The sequence below is a fragment of the Oceanobacillus oncorhynchi genome, from assembly GCF_000821065.1.
GTDB lineage: Bacteria > Bacillota > Bacilli > Bacillales > Amphibacillaceae > Oceanobacillus > Oceanobacillus oncorhynchi.
The window spans coordinates 4173518-4199289 of sequence record NZ_CDGG01000001.1 but is presented as its reverse complement, the minus strand read 5'-3'; the positions used below and the strand labels follow the sequence as shown (position 1 = coordinate 4199289).

General features: G+C 40.8%; 20 protein-coding genes. All 20 read left to right on the top strand.

Features of this window, described 5'->3' with window-relative positions; all coding sequences use genetic code 11:
- Nucleotides 1-109: 109 nt before the first annotated feature.
- Nucleotides 110-2452, top strand: a complete 2343-nt coding sequence (locus BN997_RS20100) for an FtsK/SpoIIIE family DNA translocase (RefSeq protein ID WP_042534940.1) — start codon at nt 110-112, stop codon at nt 2450-2452.
- A 177-nt stretch (nt 2453-2629) separates the two neighbouring features.
- Nucleotides 2630-3355, top strand: a complete 726-nt coding sequence (locus BN997_RS20095) for a GntR family transcriptional regulator (protein ID WP_042534938.1) — start codon at nt 2630-2632, stop codon at nt 3353-3355.
- Nucleotides 3356-3454: 99 nt separating this feature from the next.
- Nucleotides 3455-4744 (top strand): EF-P 5-aminopentanol modification-associated protein YfmF, encoded by a 1290-nt coding sequence (gene yfmF, locus BN997_RS20090; protein WP_042534936.1) that lies wholly within the window; start codon nt 3455-3457, stop codon nt 4742-4744.
- Nucleotides 4737-6032 carry an EF-P 5-aminopentanol modification-associated protein YfmH gene (gene yfmH / locus BN997_RS20085; protein WP_042534933.1) on the top strand — a complete coding sequence of 432 codons (1296 nt, stop codon included), beginning with the start codon at nt 4737-4739 and terminating at the stop codon, nt 6030-6032. The genes yfmF and yfmH overlap by 8 nt, the downstream gene beginning before the upstream one ends.
- Complete coding sequence (gene ymfI / locus BN997_RS20080; protein ID WP_042534931.1) at nt 6029-6745, top strand: elongation factor P 5-aminopentanone reductase; 717 nt, start codon at nt 6029-6031, stop codon at nt 6743-6745. The genes yfmH and ymfI overlap by 4 nt, the downstream gene beginning before the upstream one ends.
- A 210-nt stretch (nt 6746-6955) precedes the next feature.
- Nucleotides 6956-7207 carry a DUF3243 domain-containing protein gene (locus BN997_RS20075; RefSeq protein WP_042534929.1) on the top strand — a complete coding sequence of 84 codons (252 nt, stop codon included), beginning with the start codon at nt 6956-6958 and terminating at the stop codon, nt 7205-7207.
- 478 nt (nt 7208-7685) lie between these two features.
- Nucleotides 7686-8471, top strand: a complete 786-nt coding sequence (locus tag BN997_RS20070; RefSeq protein WP_042534927.1) for a DUF3388 domain-containing protein — start codon at nt 7686-7688, stop codon at nt 8469-8471.
- A 301-nt stretch (nt 8472-8772) separates the two neighbouring features.
- Nucleotides 8773-9675 (top strand): helix-turn-helix domain-containing protein, encoded by a 903-nt coding sequence (locus BN997_RS20065; RefSeq protein ID WP_042534925.1) that lies wholly within the window; start codon nt 8773-8775, stop codon nt 9673-9675.
- 194 nt (nt 9676-9869) lie between these two features.
- On the top strand, nt 9870-10448 hold the full coding sequence (pgsA, locus tag BN997_RS20060) for a CDP-diacylglycerol--glycerol-3-phosphate 3-phosphatidyltransferase (protein ID WP_042534923.1): 579 nt from the start codon (nt 9870-9872) through the stop codon (nt 10446-10448).
- On the top strand, nt 10445-11692 hold the full coding sequence (locus tag BN997_RS20055) for a competence/damage-inducible protein A (protein ID WP_042534921.1): 1248 nt from the start codon (nt 10445-10447) through the stop codon (nt 11690-11692). The genes pgsA and BN997_RS20055 overlap by 4 nt, the downstream gene beginning before the upstream one ends.
- Nucleotides 11693-11890: 198 nt before the next feature.
- Nucleotides 11891-12934, top strand: a complete 1044-nt coding sequence (recA, locus tag BN997_RS20050; protein ID WP_042534919.1) for a recombinase RecA — start codon at nt 11891-11893, stop codon at nt 12932-12934.
- 269 nt (nt 12935-13203) lie between these two features.
- A complete protein-coding gene (gene rny, locus BN997_RS20045) occupies nt 13204-14766 on the top strand; it encodes a ribonuclease Y (RefSeq protein ID WP_042534917.1) in 1563 nt (520 codons plus the stop codon).
- A 551-nt stretch (nt 14767-15317) separates the two neighbouring features.
- A complete protein-coding gene (gene ltrA, locus BN997_RS20040) occupies nt 15318-16592 on the top strand; it encodes a group II intron reverse transcriptase/maturase (RefSeq protein ID WP_042528596.1) in 1275 nt (424 codons plus the stop codon).
- 230 nt (nt 16593-16822) lie between these two features.
- Nucleotides 16823-17620 carry a TIGR00282 family metallophosphoesterase gene (locus tag BN997_RS20035; protein WP_042534914.1) on the top strand — a complete coding sequence of 266 codons (798 nt, stop codon included), beginning with the start codon at nt 16823-16825 and terminating at the stop codon, nt 17618-17620.
- A gap of 91 nt (nt 17621-17711) precedes the next feature.
- Entirely contained in the window at nt 17712-17972 is a 261-nt protein-coding gene (locus BN997_RS20030; protein WP_042534912.1) for a stage V sporulation protein S, read from the top strand.
- Nucleotides 17973-18227: 255 nt separating this feature from the next.
- Nucleotides 18228-19787: a tRNA (N6-isopentenyl adenosine(37)-C2)-methylthiotransferase MiaB gene (gene miaB, locus BN997_RS20025; protein WP_042534909.1), complete on the top strand. Its 1560-nt coding sequence runs from the start codon at nt 18228-18230 to the stop codon at nt 19785-19787.
- Between the two features lies 1 nt (nt 19788).
- The gene (locus tag BN997_RS20020; RefSeq protein WP_042534907.1) at nt 19789-20217 is read left to right on the top strand and encodes a YlbF/YmcA family competence regulator; all 429 of its coding nucleotides are present in this window, start codon (nt 19789-19791) and stop codon (nt 20215-20217) included.
- Between the two features lie 255 nt (nt 20218-20472).
- Nucleotides 20473-21045: an outer spore coat protein CotE gene (locus BN997_RS20015; RefSeq protein ID WP_042534905.1), complete on the top strand. Its 573-nt coding sequence runs from the start codon at nt 20473-20475 to the stop codon at nt 21043-21045.
- Nucleotides 21046-21254: 209 nt separating this feature from the next.
- Nucleotides 21255-23852: a DNA mismatch repair protein MutS gene (gene mutS / locus BN997_RS20010; RefSeq protein ID WP_042534903.1), complete on the top strand. Its 2598-nt coding sequence runs from the start codon at nt 21255-21257 to the stop codon at nt 23850-23852.
- 25 nt (nt 23853-23877) lie between these two features.
- On the top strand, nt 23878-25764 hold the full coding sequence (gene mutL, locus BN997_RS20005) for a DNA mismatch repair endonuclease MutL (protein WP_042534901.1): 1887 nt from the start codon (nt 23878-23880) through the stop codon (nt 25762-25764).
- The last annotated feature ends 8 nt before the right edge of the window (nt 25765-25772 follow it).

Here is a 25772-nt window from a genome sequence, read left to right as displayed (position 1 = left end):
GAGAACTGATTCCAGTTTCCTTGTTTGTTACCCGGGAGAAGAATATTTTTCTTATTTTAAATCTAGCATTATAGTAATCTTTATTTGTTTTACATACGGGGGTGAGAAAATGGCTGCCAAAAAGAGAAAGAAAAGAAAAAAACGGACAACGAAACAGACGAAAGGCCTGCAAATGGAATTGACCGGGTTATTATTGATTTTTATTGCTATATTCGGAAGCGGGGCAGCTATGTTAAGCGGCGGTGCCATCCCTGATTGGCTAGGAAATATCTTTCAGTTTTTTATGGGGATATGGCATTTCCTTATTCCTGTTGCATTATTTTTGATTGGTTTTTATCTTATCTTCAAAAGAAAGGCGCCAGATTTTTTAACAAGAAGGCTGATAGGTTTTTATATTTTGCTGGCCGGTGTTTTATTGCTGACCCATGTACAAGTCATGGAAAGGCTGCTCGCTAATACAGCAGATGTATCTATACTTCGGCTGACCTGGCAGCTTTACTTTCAATATTTAGATGGGACAGGCACCTTGGTGCAGACTGGCGGGGGGATGATTGGCGCGCTGTTATTTACCGTCTCCTTCTTTTTATTTTCAATTGCAGGGTCCCGGATAGTTGTATTTTTCTGCTTATTGATCGGGATTATTTTTATGACAAATCTATCTATCGGCGATTTTGTTAAAAAGGTAGCAGCAGGGTTTAAAGCCACTTTTGCTTATTTTGGGGAACGTATCCAAAGATCCAGAGCAAATCGGGCGGAGCGGAGAGAAGAAGAACAGAAGCAGAAAGAGATTGCCGACACGGTCGTGCCAAATCAGGAAGAGGCTGGCAATGCGGTTCCGGAAGAACAAGAGTACAGTGCTGAAGAGCTTCTGATTAATAATTTTACCGACGTTGCCTATCAAGACCAGCCGGAACCTGAGAAGAACAAAGGGAAAACAACCCCTTCCAAGGAAAAAACGGCCAATATCGATACAGAAGAAGAAACGCATGAAACCATGCCAATGACAGCAACAGAAAATCATGATTATCAATTGCCTTCTATGGAATTATTAGCTAGCCCGGCTCATAATTCACAGCAGCAGGAGAAATCGCATATTCAAGCAACCGTCCGCAAGCTGGATCGTACGTTTCAAAGCTTCGGCGTCAAAGCGAAAATAGCCAAAGTGCATGTCGGTCCGGCGGTAACGAAATATGAAGTATATCCAGAGTCTGGTGTGAAGGTGAGTAAAATCGTCGGTCTTCATGATGATATTGCGCTGGCTCTTGCTGCGAAGGATATTCGAATCGAAGCACCAATACCTGGCAAATCAGCAGTCGGAATTGAAGTGCCTAACAAGGAAATATCGATGGTTTCGCTCCGGGAGGTTTTAGATAAACAATCGTCTAAAGCAAATAAATTGGCATTTGCTTTAGGCCGGGATATTTCTGGAGAAGCGATAGCCGGCGAATTGAATAAAATGCCTCACCTGCTGATTGCCGGGGCGACAGGAAGCGGGAAAAGTGTCTGTGTAAATGGCATCATTACGAGTATTTTAATGCGTGCCAAACCGCATGAAGTGAAAATGATGATGATTGACCCGAAAAAAGTAGAGTTGAATGTGTATAACGGCATTCCGCATTTATTAACACCTGTTGTGACAGATCCGAAAAAAGCATCCAGAGCGCTGAAAAAAATTGTTGCGGAGATGGAGCGGAGGTACGATCTGTTCTCCGATAGCGGTACACGAAATATGGAAGGCTATAATGCATATATCCGCAAACAAAATGCAAATGCAGGCGAGGAGGAACAGCAGCCTTACCTGCCGTATATTGTGGTTCTTGTGGACGAGCTGGCCGATTTAATGATGGTGGCTTCGAGTGATGTAGAAGATGCAATTACCCGGCTTGCACAGATGGCGCGTGCTGCAGGAATCCATTTGATCATTGCAACTCAGCGTCCATCCGTAGATGTAATAACGGGTGTAATCAAAGCCAATATTCCATCCAGAATTGCTTTTAGTGTTTCATCTACAACGGATTCACGTACTATCCTTGATTCGGGCGGAGCTGAGAAGTTACTGGGCCGGGGCGATATGCTTTATGTTCCTGCCGGAAGCTCCAAGCCTACCCGTGTACAGGGAGCATTTCTGTCAGACGAAGAGGTCGAGCGTATTGTAGACCACTGTATTGAACAGCAGCAGGCAAGCTATCAGGAAGAAATGATACCGGAAGAAACGAATGAAGTAACAGAAGAAGTGGACGATGAGCTTTATGAAGATGCTGTCCAGATGATACTTGAAATGCAAAGTGCAAGTGTCTCCATGCTTCAGCGCCGTTTCCGGATTGGATATACCAGGGCAGCCCGGCTGATTGACGCCATGGAAGCACGTGGCATTGTCGGGCCATATGAAGGAAGCAAGCCTCGTTCGGTTCTGGTATCGAATCAGGAAGAAGAGCATTCCACGACATCATAGAGAAACGCGGTTTATCTGCTAAGGATAAGCCGCGTTTTTAAAATACGGAATTATTAAAGTTCAAAATTTACAGAAGAAGTGGTAGGATAAAGTTAGACTGCCAACAGTGTGCGGAATGTACATCCGCCGCTCAGTGTAAAAGACGAACACATCATTTTTACTGAAAGAGGTGAAGAAATGACTTTACGTGAAGATGCCAGACATTTATATTTGCAGGTAATGGATAAAATAAAAGCAGGTATTGAAGCTGGAACGTATAAAGAGGAAGAAAAATTGCCGTCAGAGTATGAGCTTTCCAAACATTTAGGGATTTCCCGGGCAACGTTGAGAGAGGCGTTAAGAATGCTGGAAGAGGATAATATTGTTACGCGCAGACATGGCGTCGGCACGTTTGTAAATTCAAAGCCGCTGTTTCAAGCAGGCATTGAGGAGCTTAACAGTGTGACACAAATGATCAAACAATCGGGAAAGAAGCCGGGAACACAATATATCAGTACAGAGGTATTAGATGCTGCTGAACAAGAGCAGCGTGATTTCAATTTACCTGATCTAGAATTTGTAACGACCATTGAAAGAATCCGCACTGCTGATGACGCTCCGGTTGTCTTTTGTATAGATACGGCACCGTCGTCCTATCTGTCTTTAGAAAAACTATGGGAGAAGGCATCTATATTCAGTACGATTGAAGAAGCTTCCAATAAGCAAATCGCTTATGCAGTAGCGGATATTGAGCCAATTACATATCATGAACGCATCTATAGTATTTTGCAGTGTACACCGGATGAATCACTTCTTTTATTAAAACAGATGCATTATACAAATGAAGATGAAGCTGTTTTATATTCGATGAATTATTTTCGGGCAGATATGTTTCGTTTTCAGGTTGTCCGGAGAAGGGTATGATATATAAAGCAAATATTTCAGGCTTTCTTTCGATATAATGGTTTATAAAGGAGAGAAAAGCGTAAAATAGAAATAGATCGTAAAGAATGGAGGATAACTATGAGCGTGAAGGAAATCAAACAGGTGGAAAATGATATAAACTTTCATATGCTTCCCAATAAAAAGCATAAAACAATTACTTTTGCAGTTAAGTTCCGTGCCCCATTGGAAAGGAAAACTATCACGAAACGGGCACTGCTTCCCTATATCTTGAAACAAGGTACGGCCTCTTTTCCAACGCGTAAAGAATTGCAGGAAGAGCTAGCTGAATTGTACGGCGCAGTATTATCTATTGGCGGTGCTAAAAAAGGAGAAAACCACATTATAACGTTCTATTTGGAAGTGCCGAATGAAAAATTCCTTCCAGACAGCAGTTCTCTGATTGAACGGGCGATTCAATTGCTGCATGAAATTGTTTATAAACCGAATCAGGAAGGACAGGGATTCTCTCCGCAGGTATTTGACAGGGAAAAAGGGATTCTTCGTCAAAATATACATTCCATCAAAGACGATAAGGCAAGTTATGCGAACATTCGCTTAGTAGATGAAATGTGTGACGGAGAGCCGTATAGTATTCATGCGCAAGGTTATGAAAAGGATCTTTCTTCCTTTTCTAATCAAGAACTGTTTACGTATTATGAAACTATCCGCGACGAAGAAGTGATGGATATTTATGTGAGCGGTGACTTTGAAGCGGATCAAATGCTGCAGCTCTTAACCGGTCAATTTAAACGAACGCTCAAGAAAAAGGAAAGCACGCCTTTTAACCAGGAAGCTTTAAAGCGGACAACTGATGAGAAAGAGCTGATTGAAGAAGATCAGATTCAGCAGGCAAAATTAAATATCGGTTATCGGACGAATATTCTTTACCGGGATGAAAAATATCCGGCGTTGCAGGTTTTTAACGGTATGTTTGGCGGTTTTCCAAGCTCTAAATTATTTATCAATGTAAGAGAGAAAAACAGCCTGGCTTATTATGCTGTCTCTCGCGTAGAGAGTCATAAAGGGTTATTATTTGTGATGAGCGGGATAGCGCCGGAGGACTATGAGAAAGCACTTGCGATTATCCGTGAACAGAAGGAAGCAATGCAGAATGGTGATTTCACAGAAGAAGAATTAGAAGAAACGAAATTGCTTATTATTAATCAATTAAAAGAAACCTTAGACCATGCGCAGGGCATGATTGAATTTATGTATCAGCAAGAGGTGGGACATAAAGAAATGCCGGTGGATGAGCTTTTTGAGGGCATTCGGCAGGTAACCAAAGAGCAGGTTATTGAAGTAGCGAATCAAGTGCAGGAAGCTATGGTTTACTTATTAACAAGCGAAGGAGGGGCGGGTCATGAATAAGCGGTATTTTGAAACAGTTGACGAAACCCTATATGAAAAAAAACTGGATAACGGACTGCAGGTTTGTCTGTTGCCAAAGCCGGAGCTGACAAAGACGTATGGTGTTTTTATGACAAATTACGGCTCGATCGACCAAAGCTTTGTTCCTATAGGTCAGACGGAAGCAATCACTGTACCGGATGGAATCGCTCATTTCTTAGAGCATAAATTGTTTGAAAAAGAAGATCGCGACGTTTTTACAGACTTTACCAAGCAGGCGGCTTCTCCAAATGCATTTACCTCTTTTACCGAGACAGCTTATTTATTTTCTGCAACGAGCAATATTGAGAAAAATGTTTTAACATTGATTGATTTTGTACAGGATCCGTATTTCTCAGAGCAATCGGTAGAAAAGGAAAAGGGGATTATCGCCCAGGAAATCAATATGTACGATGACCAGCCTGATTGGCGCCTGTTTATGGGAACGAATAAAGCATTATTCCATAACCATCCTGTCAATATTGATATTGCCGGGACGGTAGATTCTATTTACACGATTACAAAGGATGATTTGTATACCTGTTATCATACATTTTATCATCCGGAAAATATGATTTTATTTGTCACGGGGAATTTTGATCCAGAGCAGATGATGCAATTGATTTTAGAGAACCAGGAGAAAAAATCATTTGACAAGTTAGAGGAGATTCAGCGGGAATTTCCGGAAGAGCCTGATTACGTGAAAGAAAAGAATTTACAAATTAATATGCCGGTGTCTATCCCGAAATGCGCTGTCGGTATCAAAGAGCCTAACCAGCAGCTACAGGGAGAGGATTATTTAAAACGTGATTTATTAACAGATATGGTGCTCGATTATTTCTTTTCAACCGGCGGGGAATTTTATCAAAAACTATATGAGGAAGATATCATTGATAACAGCTTCTTTTTTGAAAGTAATCTGCAAACCTCCTTTGGTTATGTTTCCATCGGATCCAATACGAACCAGCCTGACGTATTCTCTGCACGGGTACAAGAAATGCTATTATCAACCAGAGAGATGGAAATTAGTGAAGCTGCCTTTGAACGTATGAAAAAGAAAAAAATGGGGCAGCTGCTCCGTGCGATGAATTCGTTGGAGTTTATTGCTAATCAATTTGCTACATTATCGTTTAAAGACGTGAATTTACTTGATATCGTGCCATTCATCCAAAAACTGACTGTCCAGGATATCAATGACTTTTTAAATACATGGATTGAAGAAGACCGTCTGGCAACCTGTACGATTCAAAAGCAGACGGTGGAAAAATGAAGGGGAATATCCTCTTAATCGGAGCAAGCGGAGATATCGGTTCTGCTGCTGCCAAAAAACTGATGAGTGATGGATATCACCTTATCCTGCATTATCATTCCAATCAGGCCTCAGTAGAAGCATTGATGGAAGTCGATAAACAACATGCTGTTTTAGCTGCTTATCAGGCAAATTTAGCAAATGAAGCAGAGGTGAATGCGTTTATCGAAGAAATATCCTTTGCGGTGGATGGGATTGTTTTCGCCGGCGGTCATGCTCATTATGGGCTGTTTCAGGATATGAAGCCGAAAGAAATGGATGATTTACTACAGGTTCATGTGAAATCACCGTGGCTGATTACCCACCATTTTTTACCGGATATGATTCGCCAGAAACGGGGCGCTATTTTATTTGTGACAAGTATGTGGGGAGACCATGGGGCAAGCAACGAAGTGGTTTACTCCAGCGTAAAAGGCGCTCAAAATATATTTGTAAAAGCTTTGGCGAAAGAAGTGGCGTTATCAAATGTTCGTGTAAACGCAGTAAGTCCCGGTTTTATTGATACGAAAATGAACCATAACCTATCTGCGGAAGAGACACATGCTTTTATTGACGAGATCCCTGCTAATCGTGCCGGACGACCGGAAGAGGTTGCTAATGCAATCAGTTATTTACTCAGTGAGGAATCCAGTTATATCCAGGGAGAAATTATCCGCATTAATGGCGGATTATAAGAACAAATGGACATGTATAAATTCCTCATTTCCTCAAATACTAAAGATGCTTAAGGCGAGTTACAGAGCATGCTGTTTAAAAGCCCGTATCAGGCGGGGTTATAGTAATGCTTTAGGCTGAAAGGCTTTATCTTTGGCAGCAGAGTAACCAGCAGGCAGATGGAGGAATCCTTCATTTGCACAAGAATACGTTTGAGGAGGCATGGCCAAATGTCAGTATTAGATAACTTTGATTCATGGAAAGGCTTTTTAAAAGGACGTTTGCAGCAAGCTGAGGAAAATGGTATCAACCATGATACGTTAACAAATTTAGCAGCTGAAGTCGGTGATTACCTCGCAGAAAGTGTAGATGCAAAAACACCGGAAGAAGAGGTATTGAAGGAGCTGTGGAGCACAGCTTCTGAAGAAGAGCAGCAAGCTCTTGCCAGCGCGATGATTAAACTTGTCCAAAAGCATGATTAAAATGATGAATAATAAGAAGAGGAGCTGTATAGGATTATCTATATAGCTTCTTTTTGTGTATCCTTTGAGAAATGGATTTCATTTGTGCCAAAAAGTATTTCGATGCAGTAAAAAAACATCATTCATTTTTTTATTTTGAAAAAACGTTAAAGAAAACGGAGTAAGCCAAACCTGTAAAGGCGTAGGATTTTCTACGTCAGGGATGGGACTACGATTACCAATGTTGTCAGGTTAGTGAATTTTATTAATTTTGATACAGATAGTTATAAAACCATGATGCTTATACTTTTTTCCTTGAATTCATTATATTTTCTCAAAGTGCAAAAAATGAATGGAGAAAAAGGGATTAGTAGTTTAGGAAATATAGAAAAAATGGTATATTATAATAGAAGGTTCATCTATTTTTCGATATGATAGTACATAGTATGACATAATAAGTTGCCTGACCAGAAAAAACTACTTCTAAAAGGAGCTTACAATGGATAGAACACAGTGGTATCTAGAATATGAAAATTTAAAAAATCGTCCGGGATTATTAGGTGAAATCTCCTCTCTGCTTGGAATGCTTTCAATAAATATTATTATGATCAATGGGGTTGAAAATTCCCGGAGAGCCATGCTTATCCTGTCTAAATATGATGAAAATATAACAAGACTTAAATATATTTTAGAAACAATGGATGCAATAAAAGTACATAAGCTTCGTAAGCCTAAACTGCGGGATAAAATTACCGTCCGGCACGGAAAATTTATTCATCACGATAATGAAGACCGTAAAACAATCCGTTTTGTGCGAAATGAGCTTGGACTTTTAGTTGATTTTATGGCTGAATTATTTAAAGTGGAAGGGCATAAGCTTATTGGGATAAGAGGGATGCCCAGAGTAGGAAAAACGGAGTCCGTCGTTGCAGCAAGCGTCAGTGCAAACAAAAGGTGGTTGTTTGTATCCAGCACCATGATTAAACAAACAGTACGCAAAAACTTAATTGAAGGAGAATACGATTCGGACAATATCTACATTATTGACGGCATTGTCTCTAAAAGAAAAATGAACGAAGAAGAGCATTGGCAGCTTATCAGAGAGATTATGCAGCTGCCGACCGTTAAAGTAATTGAGCATCCAGATATATTCGTTCAATCTACAGAATACAGCATACAAGATTTTGATTACATTATTGAGCTGAGAACACATGAAGATCAAGAAATCACTTATGAGACAGTAGAAAATGAGGATTTGCGACAAGACGGATTCTCGATGTTTTAAAAAGAAAAGCGTAGAGCGCCCGTTTAAAAACGTAGAGATTGGAGCGGCACAACTGAGATAAAGGAATCACGGTGAGGTGACGAACCGATGATGACTTTCACCCGCGGGGCATAAGTGCGACTATCGCTCTGTCTGCGCCTGCCGGCTTGCCAATCACTAAGTCTTCTTTATCGTAGGGCGTGACGTGAAATCTCTAAAGTTTGGCGCTCGGAGCTAGACAGTTATATCTCTAGCTTGAGATTAAATTTACGGAATAAGTTATACTCTCTTAGTTTAATTAAAAAGGTGGAAGGTGTTTTAAATGGATGTTGGTGAAAAGCTGAAAGAGGCACGGCTGGCGAAGGATATTTCTTTGGACAGCCTGCAGGAAAAAACAAAAATTCAAAAAAGATACTTGGTTGCCATTGAAGAAGGCAACTTTGATATTCTTCCGGGAAAGTTCTACACACGTGCATTTATTAAAGAATATGCGACAGCAGTAGGAATTAATCCGGATGAAATCATGACCGATCATAAAGAGGAGCTTCCTGCTACAGAAGAAGAGAATGTACAATACAGCAGGATACAGCGAACGAGAAAAGAAAGCAGATCAGATAAAGAATCACGTTCCTCGTCTATTATTCCAACGGTAACTGTGGTTTTATTGATTATCGCTATTATCGCGGTAGCTATCTTTTTCATCCGTCAGAGCTCTTCTCCGAGTGACGGGGAACCAGTTGAGGAAGAAAACAGCAACGATGGCGGCATGATTATTGATGATTCCGGTGAGGGAGACGGTAATGGCGCTGCGGATGATAATGCAGATGACAGTGAAGGTGGAACGGAAGATGAATCGGCAGAAGAGGAGGAGACAGAAGAAAATGAAGAAGTCTCCGTAGAGGTCGTTGAAGAAGGAACAGGTAATTCTCCAACTTCTGAACTTGAAGTCACTGGTGCTGGTGAAGAAGCTACATTAATTTTGGAATCTGCAGATGATGAACAGAACAGCTGGCTGGAAATAACCGGAACAGATGATGAATCTTTATTTAGCGGGAATTTTGATGCAGAAGCATCTCCTGTAGAAATTGATTTAGCTGATGAAGAATCGATTTCGTTGAACATAGGTAATTCATCAGCAGTGACGATTTCTATCGATGGAACAGATATCGAGTATCCGACTTCTGCTATCCATCAGCGCATCAATTTACAGATGAACAATGAATGATTGGAGTAAAAGTAAACCCTCCTTTTATATAGGAGGGTTTACTTCTTGCCCATTGGGAAATTATAAAATAAATGCATCCTTCGATAGGGCTAATAATTCTGGTATGGTCTTTAAGAAGGATGTCAACGCAGCTAACATGTTAAACAACAAAGTATAGGAAAGCTGCGCAGCAAGTTTTTGATGGAGGGTGTAAAATGAATTTACCAAATAAGTTAACTTTTTCTCGTATTTTAATGATACCTCTTTTTATTATATTGATGAGTGTTCCGTTTCCATGGGGAAGCTGGGATATTGGAAATGCAGAATTGCCTGTTGCCCACTTTGCGGCGGCCTTGATTTTTATCATTGCAGCCTGCACAGATTGGGTGGATGGCTACTATGCAAGGAAGTATAACTTAGTTACTAATTTAGGGAAGTTTATGGATCCTTTAGCGGATAAACTTCTTGTTTCGGCGGCTCTCATTTTGTTAATAGAAATTGAACTGGCTCCGGCTTGGGTAGTTATTATTATTATCAGCAGAGAGTTTGCTGTTACGGGATTAAGACTCGTTGCAGCAGGCGAGGGAACCGTAATGGCTGCCGGCAGCATGGGCAAATTAAAAACAGCAACACAAATGATTGCAATTGCTGCTTTGTTATTGCATAACTTTCCATTTTCTTATATGAATTTTCCATTTGGTACAATTATGTTATATCTATCCTTAGTATTCACCATCATTTCAGGGGTGGACTACTTTGTTAAAAACTGGAGTATAATGAGGGATTCGAAATGACAAAAAATTATCAAGCAGAAATCGTTGCAGTAGGGACAGAGTTATTGCTTGGACAAATAGCGAATACAAATGCACAGTGGCTGTCGGAGCAGCTGGCTACGTATGGAATAAATGTTTATAACCATACTGTGGTGGGAGATAATTTAGATCGTGTTGAACAGGCATTTCGTCTGGCGCAGTCACGTTCAGATATTGTAATTGTTACTGGCGGGCTGGGACCGACGGAAGATGACCTGACACGGGAAGGCTTTGAACAATTAACAGGCCTTGAAATTATAGAAGATAAAACAACAATGGAAAAGATAGAAAGCTATTATAAAGAGCGAAACCGCACGATGACACCGAATAATCGGAAGCAGGCCCGTGTTTTCAAAGGTGCCACTGTATTAAAAAATAATGCAGGGATGGCTCCGGGAATGTATATCGACTATCAGGATACGCATTGGTTCTTTCTGCCGGGCGTTCCTCGGGAAATGAAGCAAATTTCTTCAGAAGAGCTATTTCCATTTCTGGAAAACTTAACGGGTAAACAGCAGGTTATTCAATCTACTGTGTTGAAATTTATCGGCATCGGCGAATCCAATCTGGAGCATGAATTAACAGATATGATTCATGAACAGACAAATCCGACGATTGCTCCGCTGGCACAAGACCAAGGAGTGGTTATCCGGGTTACTGCGAGTGCTGCATCGAAGGCTGAGGCACAAAAACTGGTTGCAGATAAAAAACAAGAAATTTTAGCGCGTATTGGAGCATACTGCTTTGGTGAGGATGAGCAGACGATTGAGAATAAAGTAATGGAGCTGTTGGCAGAAAAAGGAAAAACATTAGCTGCCGCAGAAAGTTTAACAGGCGGATTATTCTCTAGCAATCTTGTATCGGCGGCTGGAGCATCGAATGTCTTTGCCGGCAGTCTGGTAACGTATCAGACAGCAGCAAAAGAAGCTTTATTGGGCTTGACGCCGGAATGGATTTCGGAATATGGGGTCGTAAGCAAGGAATGTGCCGAAGCAATGGCAGAGCAGGCTGCCACGAAATTAAATACACCTACCGCTATTTCCTTCACCGGAGTCGCTGGTCCGGAAACGCAGGAAGAAAAGCCGGTCGGACAAGTTTATATTGCCATTTACGATGAGGGGAAAATAGTGGAATCAAGTTCTATTCTTTTATCAGGCAACCGTAATAATATTCGTGAAAGAGCTGCTTTAAAAGGGTTTGAATTATTATATCAATATTTGAAATAAAAGTTTAAAAAAGGAAGTTTTAATAATTAACCCTTACCTGACTTAGAGATTTCCTTTTTTAATACGTTTTTACAAGTGATTTTAAATTTTAAGGCAAATTCTGTCTTGAAAATATAAGAACATTTATTCGTCTTTTTGCTTGTTAAATTGATGAAATCATTGTATGATGGATACAGATAGATAAAGGAGGAATTTTCGGTGAGTGATAAACAACAAGCTTTAGATATGGCTTTAAGACAAATAGAGAAGCAATTTGGTAAAGGTTCCATTATGAAAATGGGAGAGAATGAAATACCGAAGATTGCTACGATTCCAAGCGGATCGCTGGCTTTGGATGTATCCCTTGGAATTGGTGGATATCCAAAAGGAAGAGTAGTAGAAATATATGGTCCGGAATCTTCCGGTAAAACAACAGTAGCGCTCCATGCTATTGCAGAGGCGCAAAAACAGGGCGGGCAGGCTGCTTTTATTGATGCAGAGCATGCACTTGATCCTGTTTATGCAAGAGCGCTTGGTGTGAATATTGATGAGCTTTTATTATCACAGCCAGATACAGGGGAACAGGCTTTAGAAATTGCTGAAGCACTTGTACGAAGCGGCGCAGTAGATATTGTTGTCGTCGATTCTGTAGCAGCACTTGTACCGAAGGCAGAGATTGAAGGGGAAATGGGAGATTCTCATGTCGGCTTGCAGGCCCGGTTAATGTCACAGGCACTCCGTAAGCTTTCAGGAGCAATCAATAAATCGAAAACAACAGCTATCTTCATCAATCAGATTCGTGAAAAAGTAGGCGTGATGTTCGGGAATCCGGAAACAACTCCCGGCGGCCGTGCGTTAAAATTCTATTCCTCTGTGAGACTGGAAGTGCGCCGTGCTGAAACCCTTAAAATCGGCAATGACGCTGTAGGGAATAAAGCCCGTATTAAGGTTGTAAAAAACAAAGTAGCGCCTCCATTTAAGCAGGCAGAAGTAGATATTATGTATGGCAAGGGCATTTCAAAAGAAGGGGAAGTTCTGGATATTGGTTCAGACCTTGATATCGTACAAAAAAGCGGTGCCTGGTATTCTTATAATGGAGAACGGTTAGGTCAGGGCAGAGAAAATGCAAAACAATACCTGAAAGAAAATGAAGAAGTATTTGAAGAAATCAGCAAGACCATCCGTGATCACTATGAACTGGACAAAGAGCCGGAACAAAGTGAAGAAAAATCAAAAGAAGAGCAAGAAAGTCTGGACCTTTAATATAAACTAAAAAACCATAGTCAGTGCTATGGTTTTTTAGTATCTTCTAAAATACATATTCAGTATGTACGCAGATGATTTATCAAGATTTCCAATATATTATAATTTATATCGGGAGTTCCTTGACATTCAAGCTTGTGAGAATTAATATTAATAGTGTATAATTTTATAATTTGTATTATGAAATTACCTTTATTTTATGCATTTGAAAATGTGATATGCCGACAAATACGCAATTTACAATTTTATAGGCAATAGGAGGTGAAGTTATGAACACTGTGATTATTATCATCTCCATTTTGCTTGCTCTAGTCGTCGTATTTGTTGTTGGTTATCTGGTACGTAAATCTATTGCAGAAGCTAAAATTTCTAGTGCGGAAACCTTAGCGAAACAAATTATGGAAGAAGCACGCAGAAATGCAGATACTGCTAAGAAAGAGGCGCTTCTAGAAGCAAAAGATGAGAATCATCAGCTTCGGAGCCAAGCCGAAGATGAGATTCGTGAGCGTCGTATGGAAGCTCAGAAGCAAGAAAATCGTCTGATGCAAAAAGAAGAAAATCTGGACAGAAAAGGTGAAACATTAGACAAACGTGAGGTTCTGCTCGAACAGAAAGAACAAACTCTTGTGGAACAACAACAACAAATGGAAGAAATGAAAAGCAAAGTGGAAGCTATGAAAGACGAGCAGCAAGCTGAGCTTGAGCGCATTTCAGGATATACAACCGAGCAGGCGAGACAAGTTATTTTAGAGCGCATCGAAAAAGAAGTACAGCATGAATCAGCAGTCATGATTAAAGAAGCTGAAAATCGTGCGAATGAGGAAGCTGATAAGAAAGCAAAAAATATCTTATCGCTTGCACTGCAAAGATGCGCAGCTGACCACGTTGCTGAAACTACGGTTTCTGTTGTGAATTTGCCGAATGATGAGATGAAAGGCCGTATTATTGGACGGGAAGGCCGAAATATCCGTACCTTAGAAACATTGACAGGAATTGATTTAATTATTGATGATACACCTGAAGCGGTTATTCTATCCGGTTTTGACCCAATACGGCGTGAAATCGCACGAATGGCGTTAGAAAGACTTGTACAAGATGGCAGAATCCACCCTGCGCGTATTGAGGAAATGGTTGAAAAATCGAGACGTGATGTTGACGAATATATACGTGAAGTGGGCGAGGAGACAACATTTGAAGTTGGTATCCACGGATTACATCCGGATCTTGTGAAGATTCTAGGTCGTTTAAAATATCGTACAAGCTACGGTCAAAATGTCTTGAAGCACTCAATGGAAGTTGCTTACTTGTCAGGACTGCTGGCAGCGGAATTAGGAGAAGATATAAATCTTGCTAAAAGAGCTGGTCTGCTGCATGATATCGGAAAAGCGATTGATCATGAAGTAGAAGGCAGTCATGTTGAAATTGGTAAAGAATTAGCAATGAAATACAAAGAACCAGAAGTGGTTATTAATTCAATTGCTTCCCACCATGGAGATGAGGAGGCAACCTCTGTTATAGCTGTATTAGTTGCAGCTGCAGATGCACTTTCTGCCGCCAGACCGGGAGCTCGAAGCGAAACCCTTGAGAATTATATCAAGCGTTTAGAAAAATTAGAAGAGATATCTGAGTCGTTTGAAGGCGTAGAGAAGTCATTTGCCATCCAAGCCGGTCGTGAAATTCGTATCATGGTTCGTCCTGATGATATTGATGACATGGAATCAGCGAGAATTGCACGTGATATCAGAAAACGTATTGAAGGGGAGCTCGACTACCCTGGACATATTAAGATTACGGTTATTCGGGAAACAAGAGCAGTTGAATACGCAAAATAAAGCAAGGGCGGCAGATGTCGCCTTTGTTTTTTTATGTGCGCCAGGCATGGCGACTATCTAGGTGGTGGAAATCCACTGTGGAGGTACACATCGACCAACCACTAGAGAAGCGCAAAGCATTTATCGTGAGGTAAAGGCTGAAGGAAGCGTGTATCAAAATCTTGGCTCGACGGACAGAAATCTGATACGAAGGCTCTGTAGGCGGATAAGGCTCCATAACAAGTCAAAATCCAAAAGATGTGCGTAACCCTGCAGAGTAAATTAGGCGAGTAAAAGAGGAAAGATAGTTGTCTTACCCTGGGAGGTCTCACGGACAGCTGAGGAGTCCCCTAAAAAGAAAGCTGGTCGAAAAAGGTTTATCGTGAGAAGTCAGCCGATGCCGTAGTAGTGATGAAAATCATGAAGGGCTGAACAATTTATAGTGTTTCTACGCCATGAATGCACGAAGAATAAACTTCTGAATGTGTTAATGATGAAAGTATGAGCGTATCTCAGAGGATAGTCAAAATAGAAGTGTTCTCCGTCACATGAAAGGAAAGGAAGAAACGAGTGTGGAAATTTTAGAAAAGATTTTAAGCGATCAAAATATGAACGAAGCCTATCTTCGAGTGTACCGAAACAAAGGTGCAGGTGGGGTAGACGGCGTAACAGTAAATGAACTGAAAGCATACCTAAGGAAACACAAAGAGGAATTGCGAACGCAAATCCAGAAAAGAAAATACAAACCAATGCCAGCACTGCGCGTAGAAATTCCGAAAGAAAATGGAAAGATGCGCAAATTGGGTATTCCAACAGTGGTTGACAGAGTTGTCCAACAGGCAATTAGTCAAGTGCTCAGCCCGATATTTGAAAAACAATTCAGTGACTACAGTTATGGTTTCAGACCAAGAAGAAGTTGCGAAATGGCAATCACGCAAGTATTGGAATATATCAATGACGGATACCAGTGGTTAGTGGATATTGACCTGGAACGATTTTTCGATACTGTCCATCATGATAAGTTAATGCGAATAATCTCGCACACAATCAAAGATGGTGATGTCATTTCTCTGATACGAAAATACCTCGTAAGTGGTGTGATGGTCGATGGGAAATATGAAGATACAACTATAGGAACCCCACAGGGAGGCAACCTTAGTCCACTTCTAAGTAACATTATGTTGAATGAGTTAGATAAGGAACTGGAGGCAAGAGGTCTGCGTTTCGTAAGATACGCAGACGATAGCCTTATCTTTGTCAAAAGTGAAAAGGCGGCAAATAGAGTTCTTACTTCCATTACAACATTTATCGAAGAGAAACTGGGGCTAAAGGTAAATATGGAGAAAAGTAAAATCTCACGCCCTACGAAAACAACATTTCTAGGCTTTGGTTTTTACTATGACTCAAATAAGAGGAAATTTCAACCGAGACCCAGTAAAACGTCGGTTCAAAAATTCCAAAGGAAACTGCGCCGATTAACAAAGCGAAATTGGAGTATTTCCTTAAACGACAGAATCATCAAGTTAAAACAGGTCATGTATGGTTGGGTCAACTATTTTAGGGTAGCTAATATGAAGAGCGTTTTAGAGTCTATAGATGCGAAGTTGCGCTCCAGAATAAGAGTAATTATCTGGAAACAATGGAAGAACAACAAAAAGAGAATTAAATCTCTCATACAACTTGGTATACCAAAGGAAGAAGCCAAGGGGCTAACCTATTGTAGGAAAGGTTTCCGATTTACTGGGTTGTCGAAAGTTGTTCAGAGAGCATTGTCTAATAAAAGACTAAAGCAAAGAGGTATCCCCTTTGCCTTAGACCGTTATCTAAAAGTACACACTGAAATATAAATTGAACCGCCGTATACGGAACCGTATGTACTGGTGGTGTGAGAGGGGCGAAAAGTTATTTAGCTTTTCCCTCTACTCGATTGACTTAGAATAGCAAAAAAAGCGTTATGTCACAAAACAAATCAGGGAAAGATACAAACGAGTACAGTGAATGCTTGGCCTGTTGTCTTTCATAGCGGCTGAGATAACATAATGATATCGTTTATATGGAAAGAAGAGAGGTAGAAAAAATGAAAATTTTATTTATTGGTGATGTGGTAGGTTCTCCAGGAAGAGATATGGTCGCAGAGTATTTGCCTAAATTAAAAGAAAAATATAAGCCAAGTGTAACTATTATTAATGGAGAAAATGCTGCTGCAGGAAAGGGTATTACGGAAAAGATTTACAAGCAATTTTTACAAGCTGGAGCACAAGTAATTACAATGGGAAATCATACGTGGGATAAAAAAGAAATTTTTGAGTTTATCGATCAGGCTCCTGCGCTGATTCGTCCAGCGAATTTTCCAGAGAATAATCCGGGAAAAGGAATTGCCTATACAAACATTAACGGAAAAGAAGTTGCTGTAATTAATTTACAGGGAAGAACCTTCCTTCCGCCAATTGATGATCCCTTTGATAAAGCAGATCAATTAGTAGAGGAAGCGAAGAAAAGAACCAATACGATTTTTGTAGACTTTCATGGTGAAGCAACAAGTGAGAAACAAGCAATCGGCTGGTATCTGGACGGAAGAGTAACGGCCGTTGTCGGGACGCATACGCATACGCAAACTGCAGACGAAAGAATATTGCCCAGAGGTACTGCATATATATCTGATGTGGGGATGACAGGACCGTATGATGCGATATTAGGTGTGGAGAAAGAATCTGTTATTAAAAGATTCCAAACTTCCCTTCCAGTACGTTTTGAAATTGAAAAAAAGGGAAGAACACAACTAAATGGAGTATTCATTAGTACGGACGATTCGACGGGGAAAGCAGCAAAGATTGAACGGATCCTTATTAATGATGATCATCCTTTCTTTGCATAGTATTTGCCCGTGATGCAGTCGAACAAGGTATACATCTCCAGAAGAAATAGTAGCAATAAAAGTATAAATAGCACATGAGGAGGTACTAGTGATGGAAGTTTTAAAAGTTTCAGCAAAATCAAATCCAAACTCAGTGGCAGGGGCTTTGGCAAATGTACTTAGGGAACGAGGTACGGCTGAAATTCAGGCAATCGGTGCGGGAGCGCTGAACCAATCCGTCAAAGCAGTTGCTATAGCTCGCGGTTTTGTAGCACCAAGCGGAGTCGATTTAATCTGTATACCGGCATTTACAGATATACTAATTGATAATGAGGAACGGACAGCGATTAAGTTAATTATTGAGCCGAGGTAATGAATATTTCAAAGGGTTGTCGTTCCAAAAGAAAAACAGGCAGCCCGGATTGGATAGGGGCATGCCCTTCTCAAATTAACGGGTGATTTAGGACTTATTCCTTTATGAAGCAGAAAAATCTCTTTTTTCCTACGTGAAAAAAGAGATTTTTTATATGTTTCAGACGTTGAGTATTGTACAATTATTATGTAGGCTTTATACTGTAAGTTAGTGCATCAATACATATGAATCGATGAAAGAAAGGGGATCAACCTGATGAACGAAGAACAGCGAAAACAACAGGCCCAGATTCGTAACGAAGAAGCTAATATAGAACGAATTAAAAATACATCCAGCGAAGAGTTCATTGCTAAATATTTTCAAATGGAGTATGAGCCGCAATCTCCAGATATAAAGAAAGCAAGAAAGCGTCGCAAGGAGGATATTCAATTTCATTATGATTTCTCCATCCCGGAGGATATGCAGCGAATTGGCGAGGGCAAAAAATTTCTGATCCGCACCTATGGCTGCCAAATGAATGAGCATGATACAGAGGTGATGGCCGGTATTTTGTCTGAAATGGGCTATGAATCCACCAATGTAACAGAAGAGGCCGATATTATATTGCTTAACACGTGTGCTATTCGTGAAAATGCGGAAAATAAAGTATTCGGTGAAATTGGCCATTTAAAACCATTAAAATTAGAAAACCCGGATCTTATTATCGGTGTCTGCGGCTGTATGTCACAAGAAGAATCCGTAGTTAACCGGATTTTGAAAAAACACCAGCATATCGATCTAATATTTGGGACCCATAATATCCACCGTCTACCGCACCTTGTTAAAGAAGCGTTATTCGGAAAAGAAATGATTGTTGAAGTGTGGTCTAAAGAAGGCGATATAATTGAGAATCTGCCGAAAGTACGTAAAGGAAAGACCAAAGCATGGGTAAATATCATGTATGGCTGTGACAAGTTCTGTACGTACTGTATTGTCCCTATGACCCGCGGGAAAGAGCGCAGCCGCCGTCCAAAGGATATTATTCAGGAAGTCCGCCACCTCGTCGCACAGGGCTATAAGGAAGTCACTCTTCTTGGACAAAATGTGAATGCATATGGAAAGGACTTTGAAGATATCGAATACGGTTTGGGCGATTTAATGGATGATATTCATAAGATTGATATTCCGCGTGTCCGCTTTACAACTTCCCATCCGCGTGACTTTGATGACCGTCTGATTGAAGTGCTGGCTCAGGGCGGGAATCTTCTGGATCATATTCATTTGCCGGTTCAATCCGGAAGCAGTGAAATACTGAAGAAAATGAATCGGAAATATACACGGGAAGATTATTTAGAGTTAGTTAGAAAAATCCGTGAAGCCATGCCGCATGCCACATTGACTACAGACATCATTGTAGGCTTCCCGAACGAAACAGAAGAGCAGTTTGAAGAAACAATGACATTAGTGGAAGAAGTAGGCTTTGAAGCAGCTTATACATTTATTTATTCACCTCGTGAAGGGACACCGGCTGCAAGGAAAAAGGATGATGTACCTGAAGAAGTAAAAAAACAGCGCTTATATCGTTTAAATGAACTTGTTAATAAACAATCAGCAGCTTCCATGAAATCTTATCAGGGTGAAGTTGTCAAGGTGCTTGTCGAAGGGGAAAGCAAGAAAGATCCAGATGTTCTTGCCGGCTATACAGAAAGAAATAAATTAGTAAACTTTAAAGGACCAAAATCCGCGATTGGCCAAATTGTAGAAGTAGAAATTACAGAAACGAAAACCTGGTCATTGAATGGTATTATGGTAGAAAATAGAGTTGAGGTGGAATAAGATGGCGATGTATGAACGTAAAGAAGTACTTGATGAAGCCAGAAAGTTAGCGGCAATGCTATCGAACACAGAAGAAATCGAGCGTTTTAAGCAAGTAGAAGCTAAATTAAATGAAAATAAAAAAGTCCAAAGCTTGATTAAGAAAATTAAGACGCTGCAAAAACAGGCAGTTAATTTTCAAGCATATGATAAGAAGGAAGCTTTACAGCGTATCGAGCAGGAAATTGACAGATTGCAAAATGAAATTGATGAAATTCCGGTAGTTCAGGAATTTAAAGAGACACAAATCGTGGTCAATGATGTTTTACAGCTGGTTTCCAAAACAATCTCCCGTACGGTTACAAATGATATTATTGAATCAACAGGCGGCGATGTGCTTAAAGGCGAAACCGGCTCCCAAACACAGAATAGTTCCAGCTGTGCGCACTAAACTGAGGATTGTTTAATAAAATAAATAAACAGACGAAGCCGGGCAGTGAGCTGTCCGGCTTTTTGTTACCTCGCAGCGTGTTTCAAGTTGTCAATAAGCAATTTTTGGGCATCCGATGATAGCCCATTTTTTCAAAATAAAAACCTTTCAAGCTCTCCTTCGCGCCTGCTTTTCTTTTTTCTTGGCAATAGTTATGCACTTTAGGTATTTGCCGTGCATAAAATGACTATGAAAAAAGAGGAGGTAAAATATATCATGACTTTTCTTGATAAAGAATATAGAGAAATCATTACGAAAGCAGTATGTGGTAAAGGCAGAAAATTCACAAAAGATACCCATACAATAACTCCAAGCCATCGTCCGACAAGTATTCTTGGGTGCTGGGTGATCAATCATTTATACCACGCGAAGAAGAAGTCTGAGGATACTGTCATTATCAGTGGCAGTTATGATATTAATGTATGGTATTCTTACAATGATAATACGAAAACAGAGGTTATCACAGAAAGGGTGGAATACACAGATGTAGTTCCGTTATCTGTTAAGGACGATAATTGTATCAATGATGAATACGATATTATCGCAAAGGTACTTCAGCAGCCTAATTGTTTAGAGTGCATGATTTCAGATAAGGGCGGCAGTATTACCGTCGATATTGAACGTGAATTTGTCGTTCAAATTATTGGCGAAACCAAAATCTGTGTAAAAGTAAAACCTAACTGGAAGAGCGATGACGAAGAAGATGATTTTATGTGGGACTATGAAATGACTGATGATGAGGCAGAGGATATCAGACCGGACTTTATCCATCACAAACACAAAGATTAACATGAAACGAGGGTAGCCATACTCTCGTTTTCTTTTACACCCTAAGGAAATGATAAAAACGAAGCATTCCTTTCTTTTTTAGTGAATGTTTCGTTTTTCTAAGAACAGGATGGGACAAGAATCGGGGAGATTATGCTATAATGGAGTTCGATTCCATTTAAAGATACGTGAAAAAAATAGATAATTTAGCAAGCTGGAGGAACTATTTCATGACAAAATTAACACCAATGATGCAGCAATACATAGACATTAAGTCGCAATATAAGGATGCTTTTTTATTTTATCGGCTTGGAGATTTTTATGAGTTATTTTATGAGGATGCTACAAAGGCTGCGCAGGAATTAGAAATTACCTTAACGAAGCGGGCCGGGGGCAATGATCCGATTCCGATGTGCGGTGTTCCTTATCATTCTGCAGAAAATTATATCAAGGTATTAATCGATAAAGGGTACAAGGTAGCCATCTGTGAGCAAGTTGAGGATCCGAAGACAGCGAAGGGCGTGGTCAAACGGGAGGTTGTCCAAATGATCACCCCGGGTACGGTGATGGAAAGTAATATGCTTGTGGAAGGTGAAAACAATTATATCGGCAGCCTGTCTCATTTTGGAGATGGTTCCTTTGTCATTGCGTATAATGACTTATCAACTGGAGAGAGCCGCCTGGCTTTAATGCAGGATGGCTGGGACAGTGTGATTCATGAATTTTATCATCAGCCGGTAAAGGAAATCGTGATTTCCTCTTCTTTGCCGGAAGAATTGCAAGCGCAGCTCAAGGAGCGGCTGCAGGTTACATTATCCTATCAGGATGAAGTGAATTTTAATGCGGAATTTCGTGAGCTGAGTGAGAATTTAAATGATGAACGTCTGATGGAGGCCTTCAGCAGATTATTGAATTATATCCAGAACACACAGAAGCGTTCCTTAGATCATCTGCAGCCGGCAGAAGTGATTGAGCTCAAGCAATATATGAGCCTGGATATGTATTCCAAACGCAATTTAGAGCTGACAGAGTCGATTATGAAAAAATCAAAGCACGGCAGCTTATTATGGGTTTTGGACAAAACGGTAACCGCAATGGGCGCAAGAATGCTGAAAAAATGGCTGGAGCGGCCGCTGTTAAATCAAGTTAAAATAAATCAGCGGTTAGAAGTCGTCGAGACCTTTCTGAATGCTTTTATGGAACGGGAAAACCTGCGGGAAAGCTTAAAGTCGGTATATGACTTAGAGCGCTTATCCGGAAGAATTGCATTTGGGAATGTCAATGCAAGAGACTTAATCCAATTAAAGCAATCCCTGCAAAATATTCCGGCGATAAAAGAGACGCTCAATGCGCTTCATGTTCCTGAAGTGAGCGAGCTGGCAGATGCCCTGATTTATCCTGATACTATTGTTGAAGTGCTGGAAAACAGCTTAGTCGAAGAACCGCCGCTTTCTATTAAAGAAGGGGCTTTGATAAAAGAAGGCTATCATGAAGAATTAGATAAATACCGCGATGCGTCTAAAAACGGAAAACAATGGATTGCATCCCTGGAGAAAAAAGAGCGGGAAGTAACTGGAATCAAGTCGCTGAAAATAGGATATAACCGTGTGTTTGGCTATTATATTGAAGTGACGAGACCTAACCTGCCTTTATTACAAGATGACCGCTATGAACGGAAGCAGACGCTTACCAATGCAGAACGCTTTATCACACCGGAGCTGAAAGAAAAAGAAACACTTATCTTAGAAGCAGATGAAAAAAGCGTAGAGCTGGAGTATGATTTATTTATTAAAATCAGAGAGCAGATAAAGCAGGATATTCCGTTAATTCAGCAGCTTGCGCAAATTATCAGTGAAATAGATGTATTGCAGGGCTTTGCGACAATCAGTGAAGAAAATAATTATAAACGTCCGGCTTTCCAGGAAGGTGTCTTCTCTGTAGAGGGAGGACGGCACCCCGTTGTCGAGCAGGTGATGAAGACCGGAACCTTTGTACCAAATGATGTACAGCTGGATGCTGACAACCAGATGCTGCTTATTACCGGCCCGAATATGTCTGGTAAAAGTACCTATATGCGTCAAGTAGCATTAATCGCTATCATGGGACAGACTGGCTGCTTTATACCGGCTGAATCAGGAATCTTGCCTGTTTTTGATCAAATTTTTACACGGATCGGTGCAGCGGATGATCTAGTTTCTGGACAGAGTACCTTTATGGTAGAGATGCTGGAAGCCAGGCATGCGATTCAAAATGCTACCGCCAACAGTCTGATTTTATTAGATGAAATAGGACGTGGAACAAGTACGTACGATGGCATGGCCTTGGCTCAGGCGATTGTAGAGTATATCCATAACCATATTCACGCCAAAACCCTTTTCTCCACGCATTATCATGAGCTGACAGCACTGGAGGATTCCTTAGAGCATTTAAAAAACATTCATGTCCGTGCGGAAGAGCATGAAGGAAATGTTGTTTTTCTTCATCAAATCAAAGAAGGAGCAGCAGACCAGAGCTATGGTATCCATGTTGCTAAATTGGCCGATTTGCCGGATGAGTTAATCAATCGTGCTTCTGTTATTCTGGAAAGCTTTGAAAATAATGATTCCAAAGAAGCGCAGAAAGAGGAAGCTCCTTCTCTTGAACCAGAAGAGGCCGAATCAGCTCAATTATCCTTTTTTGCAGAGGAAAACAGTAAAGAACATAAGCCAGCGAAGTTAACTAATAAAGACAATGCAGCCTTAGAGGAGCTCAAAAGCTTAAATATATTAGAGATGAACCCGTTAGAAGCTATGAATGAATTATATCGCCTGCAGAAGAAATTAAAGTAACACGCATTTAGAGGAAGGTGATAATATGCCAATTCAACAAATGCCGGATAGTCTGGCAAATAAAATCGCAGCAGGAGAGGTGGTAGAACGTCCTGCTTCGGTAGTTAAGGAAATCATTGAAAATAGTATCGATGCAGGTGCCACCTGGATACGCATCGATGTACACGAAGCCGGATTATCGGAAATACGCATTGTCGATAATGGGGCTGGTATTGCTGCAGAGGATGTGGAGAAGGCTTTTTTGCCGCATGCGACCAGTAAAATAAGCACAGAAACCGATTTGTTCCATGTGACCACACTTGGATTCCGTGGAGAGGCACTGGCAAGTATAGCTTCTGTCAGCAGACTGTCTATCCAGACCTCCCAAGGAGACGTTGCCGGAGTATCGCTTGAATTAGAAGGCGGAGAAGTTGTCAAAAGAGGCAAGAGCGATGCCCGCCAAGGTACGGAGATTGTTGTCAGTGATTTATTCTATAATACACCGGCACGGTTGAAATATATGAAAAGCCTTCATACTGAGCTGGGACATATATCAGATGTTTTGAACCGGATGGCATTAGCGCATCCGGAAATTCGGTTTGAAGCAACGCATAATGGCAAAGGGCTCCTAAAAACTTCAGGCAATGATGACATGCTGCAGGTCATTTCGCAAGTGTATGGAATGAGTGTGGCCAAGCAAATGTCCCCAGTTGAACATAAGACGCTGGATTTTACGATTACCGGCTATATTGCGAAGCCGGAGGTGACAAGAGCATCCAGAAACTATATGTCAACGATTATTAATGGCCGATTTGTCCGCAACATTGCCCTGAATAAAGCAATTATTGAAGGATATCATACGCTGCTGCCGATCGGCCGTTCTCCAATTGTTGTTCTTTCTATTGAAATGGATTCGATTCTGGTGGATGTGAATGTCCACCCTGCCAAGCTGGAAGTCCGGTTCAGTAAAGAAAAAGAGCTGTATGCAGCAGTCAAAGATATGATCCAGGCTCATTTTCGGAAAATGACACTTATCCCGGAAGTAACGAAAAAGCCGGAGCCGAAGCAAAAATCAGAACAGCATACGTTTCAATTTGAAACAGAGCCTGCTTCTCCATTTCAGGAGAAAGAGAAAAAAATAGAAGCGGAAAAACCATCTGATGCTGTTATCAGAGAAGACAATCGGTATCAGGAGGAAGACCCCGCCTTTCTTCGTGAAGAGAACACCCATATTGAAGTTCAAAGGCGCGAACAGGAATCAGCACCTGCCCCAGAAGGAAACGTCTCTGAGGAGCTTATAATGGACGCTCCCGTTCCTCCGATAGAAAAAGCATCCGAGCAGGTTCAGCCTCGGGTCCCAATGATGTATCCAATCGGGCAGCTGCAGGGAACCTATATTATGGCACAAAATGAAAATGGCCTGTATATGGTGGATCAGCATGCTGCACAGGAGCGGGTAAAATATGAATTTTTTAAGCAAAAGCTCGGCAAACCAATCAATGAGTCACAGGAGCTTTTAATACCGCTGACCTTTGATTTTTCTAAAAAAGAGGCTATCTTTATTGAAGAAGCAAAGGATACGCTAGAAAAAGCCGGATTATTTTTTGAACCGTTTGGTCACCAGACCTATGTTATACGTTCTCATCCAACCTGGTTTCCGGCTGGCCTGGAGGAAGAAATTATCCGGGAAATGGTGGAGCAGTTTATTCAGGAATCAACAGTGAATGTAGAAAAAATACGGGAAGAAGCAGCGATATTAATGTCTTGTAAACGGTCGATCAAAGCAAATCATTATTTAACCAGCGAGGAAATGTTCCAGCTGCTCGAAGACTTACGAAGTACCACCGATCCTTTTACATGCCCGCATGGAAGGCCGATTATTGTTCATTTCTCTACCTATGAATTAGAAAAGATGTTTAAGCGTATTATGTAGAATAGAAG

Excerpts from the sequence above, each read along its gene's own strand:
- ymfI (WP_042534931.1), top strand. The coding sequence starts at position 6,029 with ATGAAGGGGAATATCCTCTTAATCGGAGCAAGCGGAGATATCGGTTCT.
- pgsA (WP_042534923.1), top strand. The coding sequence starts at position 9,870 with ATGAATTTACCAAATAAGTTAACTTTTTCTCGTATTTTAATGATACCT.
- mutS (WP_042534903.1), top strand. The coding sequence starts at position 21,255 with ATGACAAAATTAACACCAATGATGCAGCAATACATAGACATTAAGTCG.
- miaB (WP_042534909.1), top strand. The coding sequence starts at position 18,228 with ATGAACGAAGAACAGCGAAAACAACAGGCCCAGATTCGTAACGAAGAA.
- BN997_RS20015 (WP_042534905.1), top strand. The coding sequence starts at position 20,473 with ATGACTTTTCTTGATAAAGAATATAGAGAAATCATTACGAAAGCAGTA.
- rny (WP_042534917.1), top strand. The coding sequence starts at position 13,204 with ATGAACACTGTGATTATTATCATCTCCATTTTGCTTGCTCTAGTCGTC.
- yfmF (WP_042534936.1), top strand. The coding sequence starts at position 3,455 with ATGAGCGTGAAGGAAATCAAACAGGTGGAAAATGATATAAACTTTCAT.
- BN997_RS20095 (WP_042534938.1), top strand. The coding sequence starts at position 2,630 with ATGACTTTACGTGAAGATGCCAGACATTTATATTTGCAGGTAATGGAT.
- BN997_RS20075 (WP_042534929.1), top strand. The coding sequence starts at position 6,956 with ATGTCAGTATTAGATAACTTTGATTCATGGAAAGGCTTTTTAAAAGGA.
- yfmH (WP_042534933.1), top strand. The coding sequence starts at position 4,737 with ATGAATAAGCGGTATTTTGAAACAGTTGACGAAACCCTATATGAAAAA.
- BN997_RS20035 (WP_042534914.1), top strand. The coding sequence starts at position 16,823 with ATGAAAATTTTATTTATTGGTGATGTGGTAGGTTCTCCAGGAAGAGAT.
- BN997_RS20100 (WP_042534940.1), top strand. The coding sequence starts at position 110 with ATGGCTGCCAAAAAGAGAAAGAAAAGAAAAAAACGGACAACGAAACAG.
- mutL (WP_042534901.1), top strand. The coding sequence starts at position 23,878 with ATGCCAATTCAACAAATGCCGGATAGTCTGGCAAATAAAATCGCAGCA.
- BN997_RS20020 (WP_042534907.1), top strand. The coding sequence starts at position 19,789 with ATGGCGATGTATGAACGTAAAGAAGTACTTGATGAAGCCAGAAAGTTA.
- BN997_RS20065 (WP_042534925.1), top strand. The coding sequence starts at position 8,773 with ATGGATGTTGGTGAAAAGCTGAAAGAGGCACGGCTGGCGAAGGATATT.
- BN997_RS20055 (WP_042534921.1), top strand. The coding sequence starts at position 10,445 with ATGACAAAAAATTATCAAGCAGAAATCGTTGCAGTAGGGACAGAGTTA.
- BN997_RS20070 (WP_042534927.1), top strand. The coding sequence starts at position 7,686 with ATGGATAGAACACAGTGGTATCTAGAATATGAAAATTTAAAAAATCGT.
- BN997_RS20030 (WP_042534912.1), top strand. The coding sequence starts at position 17,712 with ATGGAAGTTTTAAAAGTTTCAGCAAAATCAAATCCAAACTCAGTGGCA.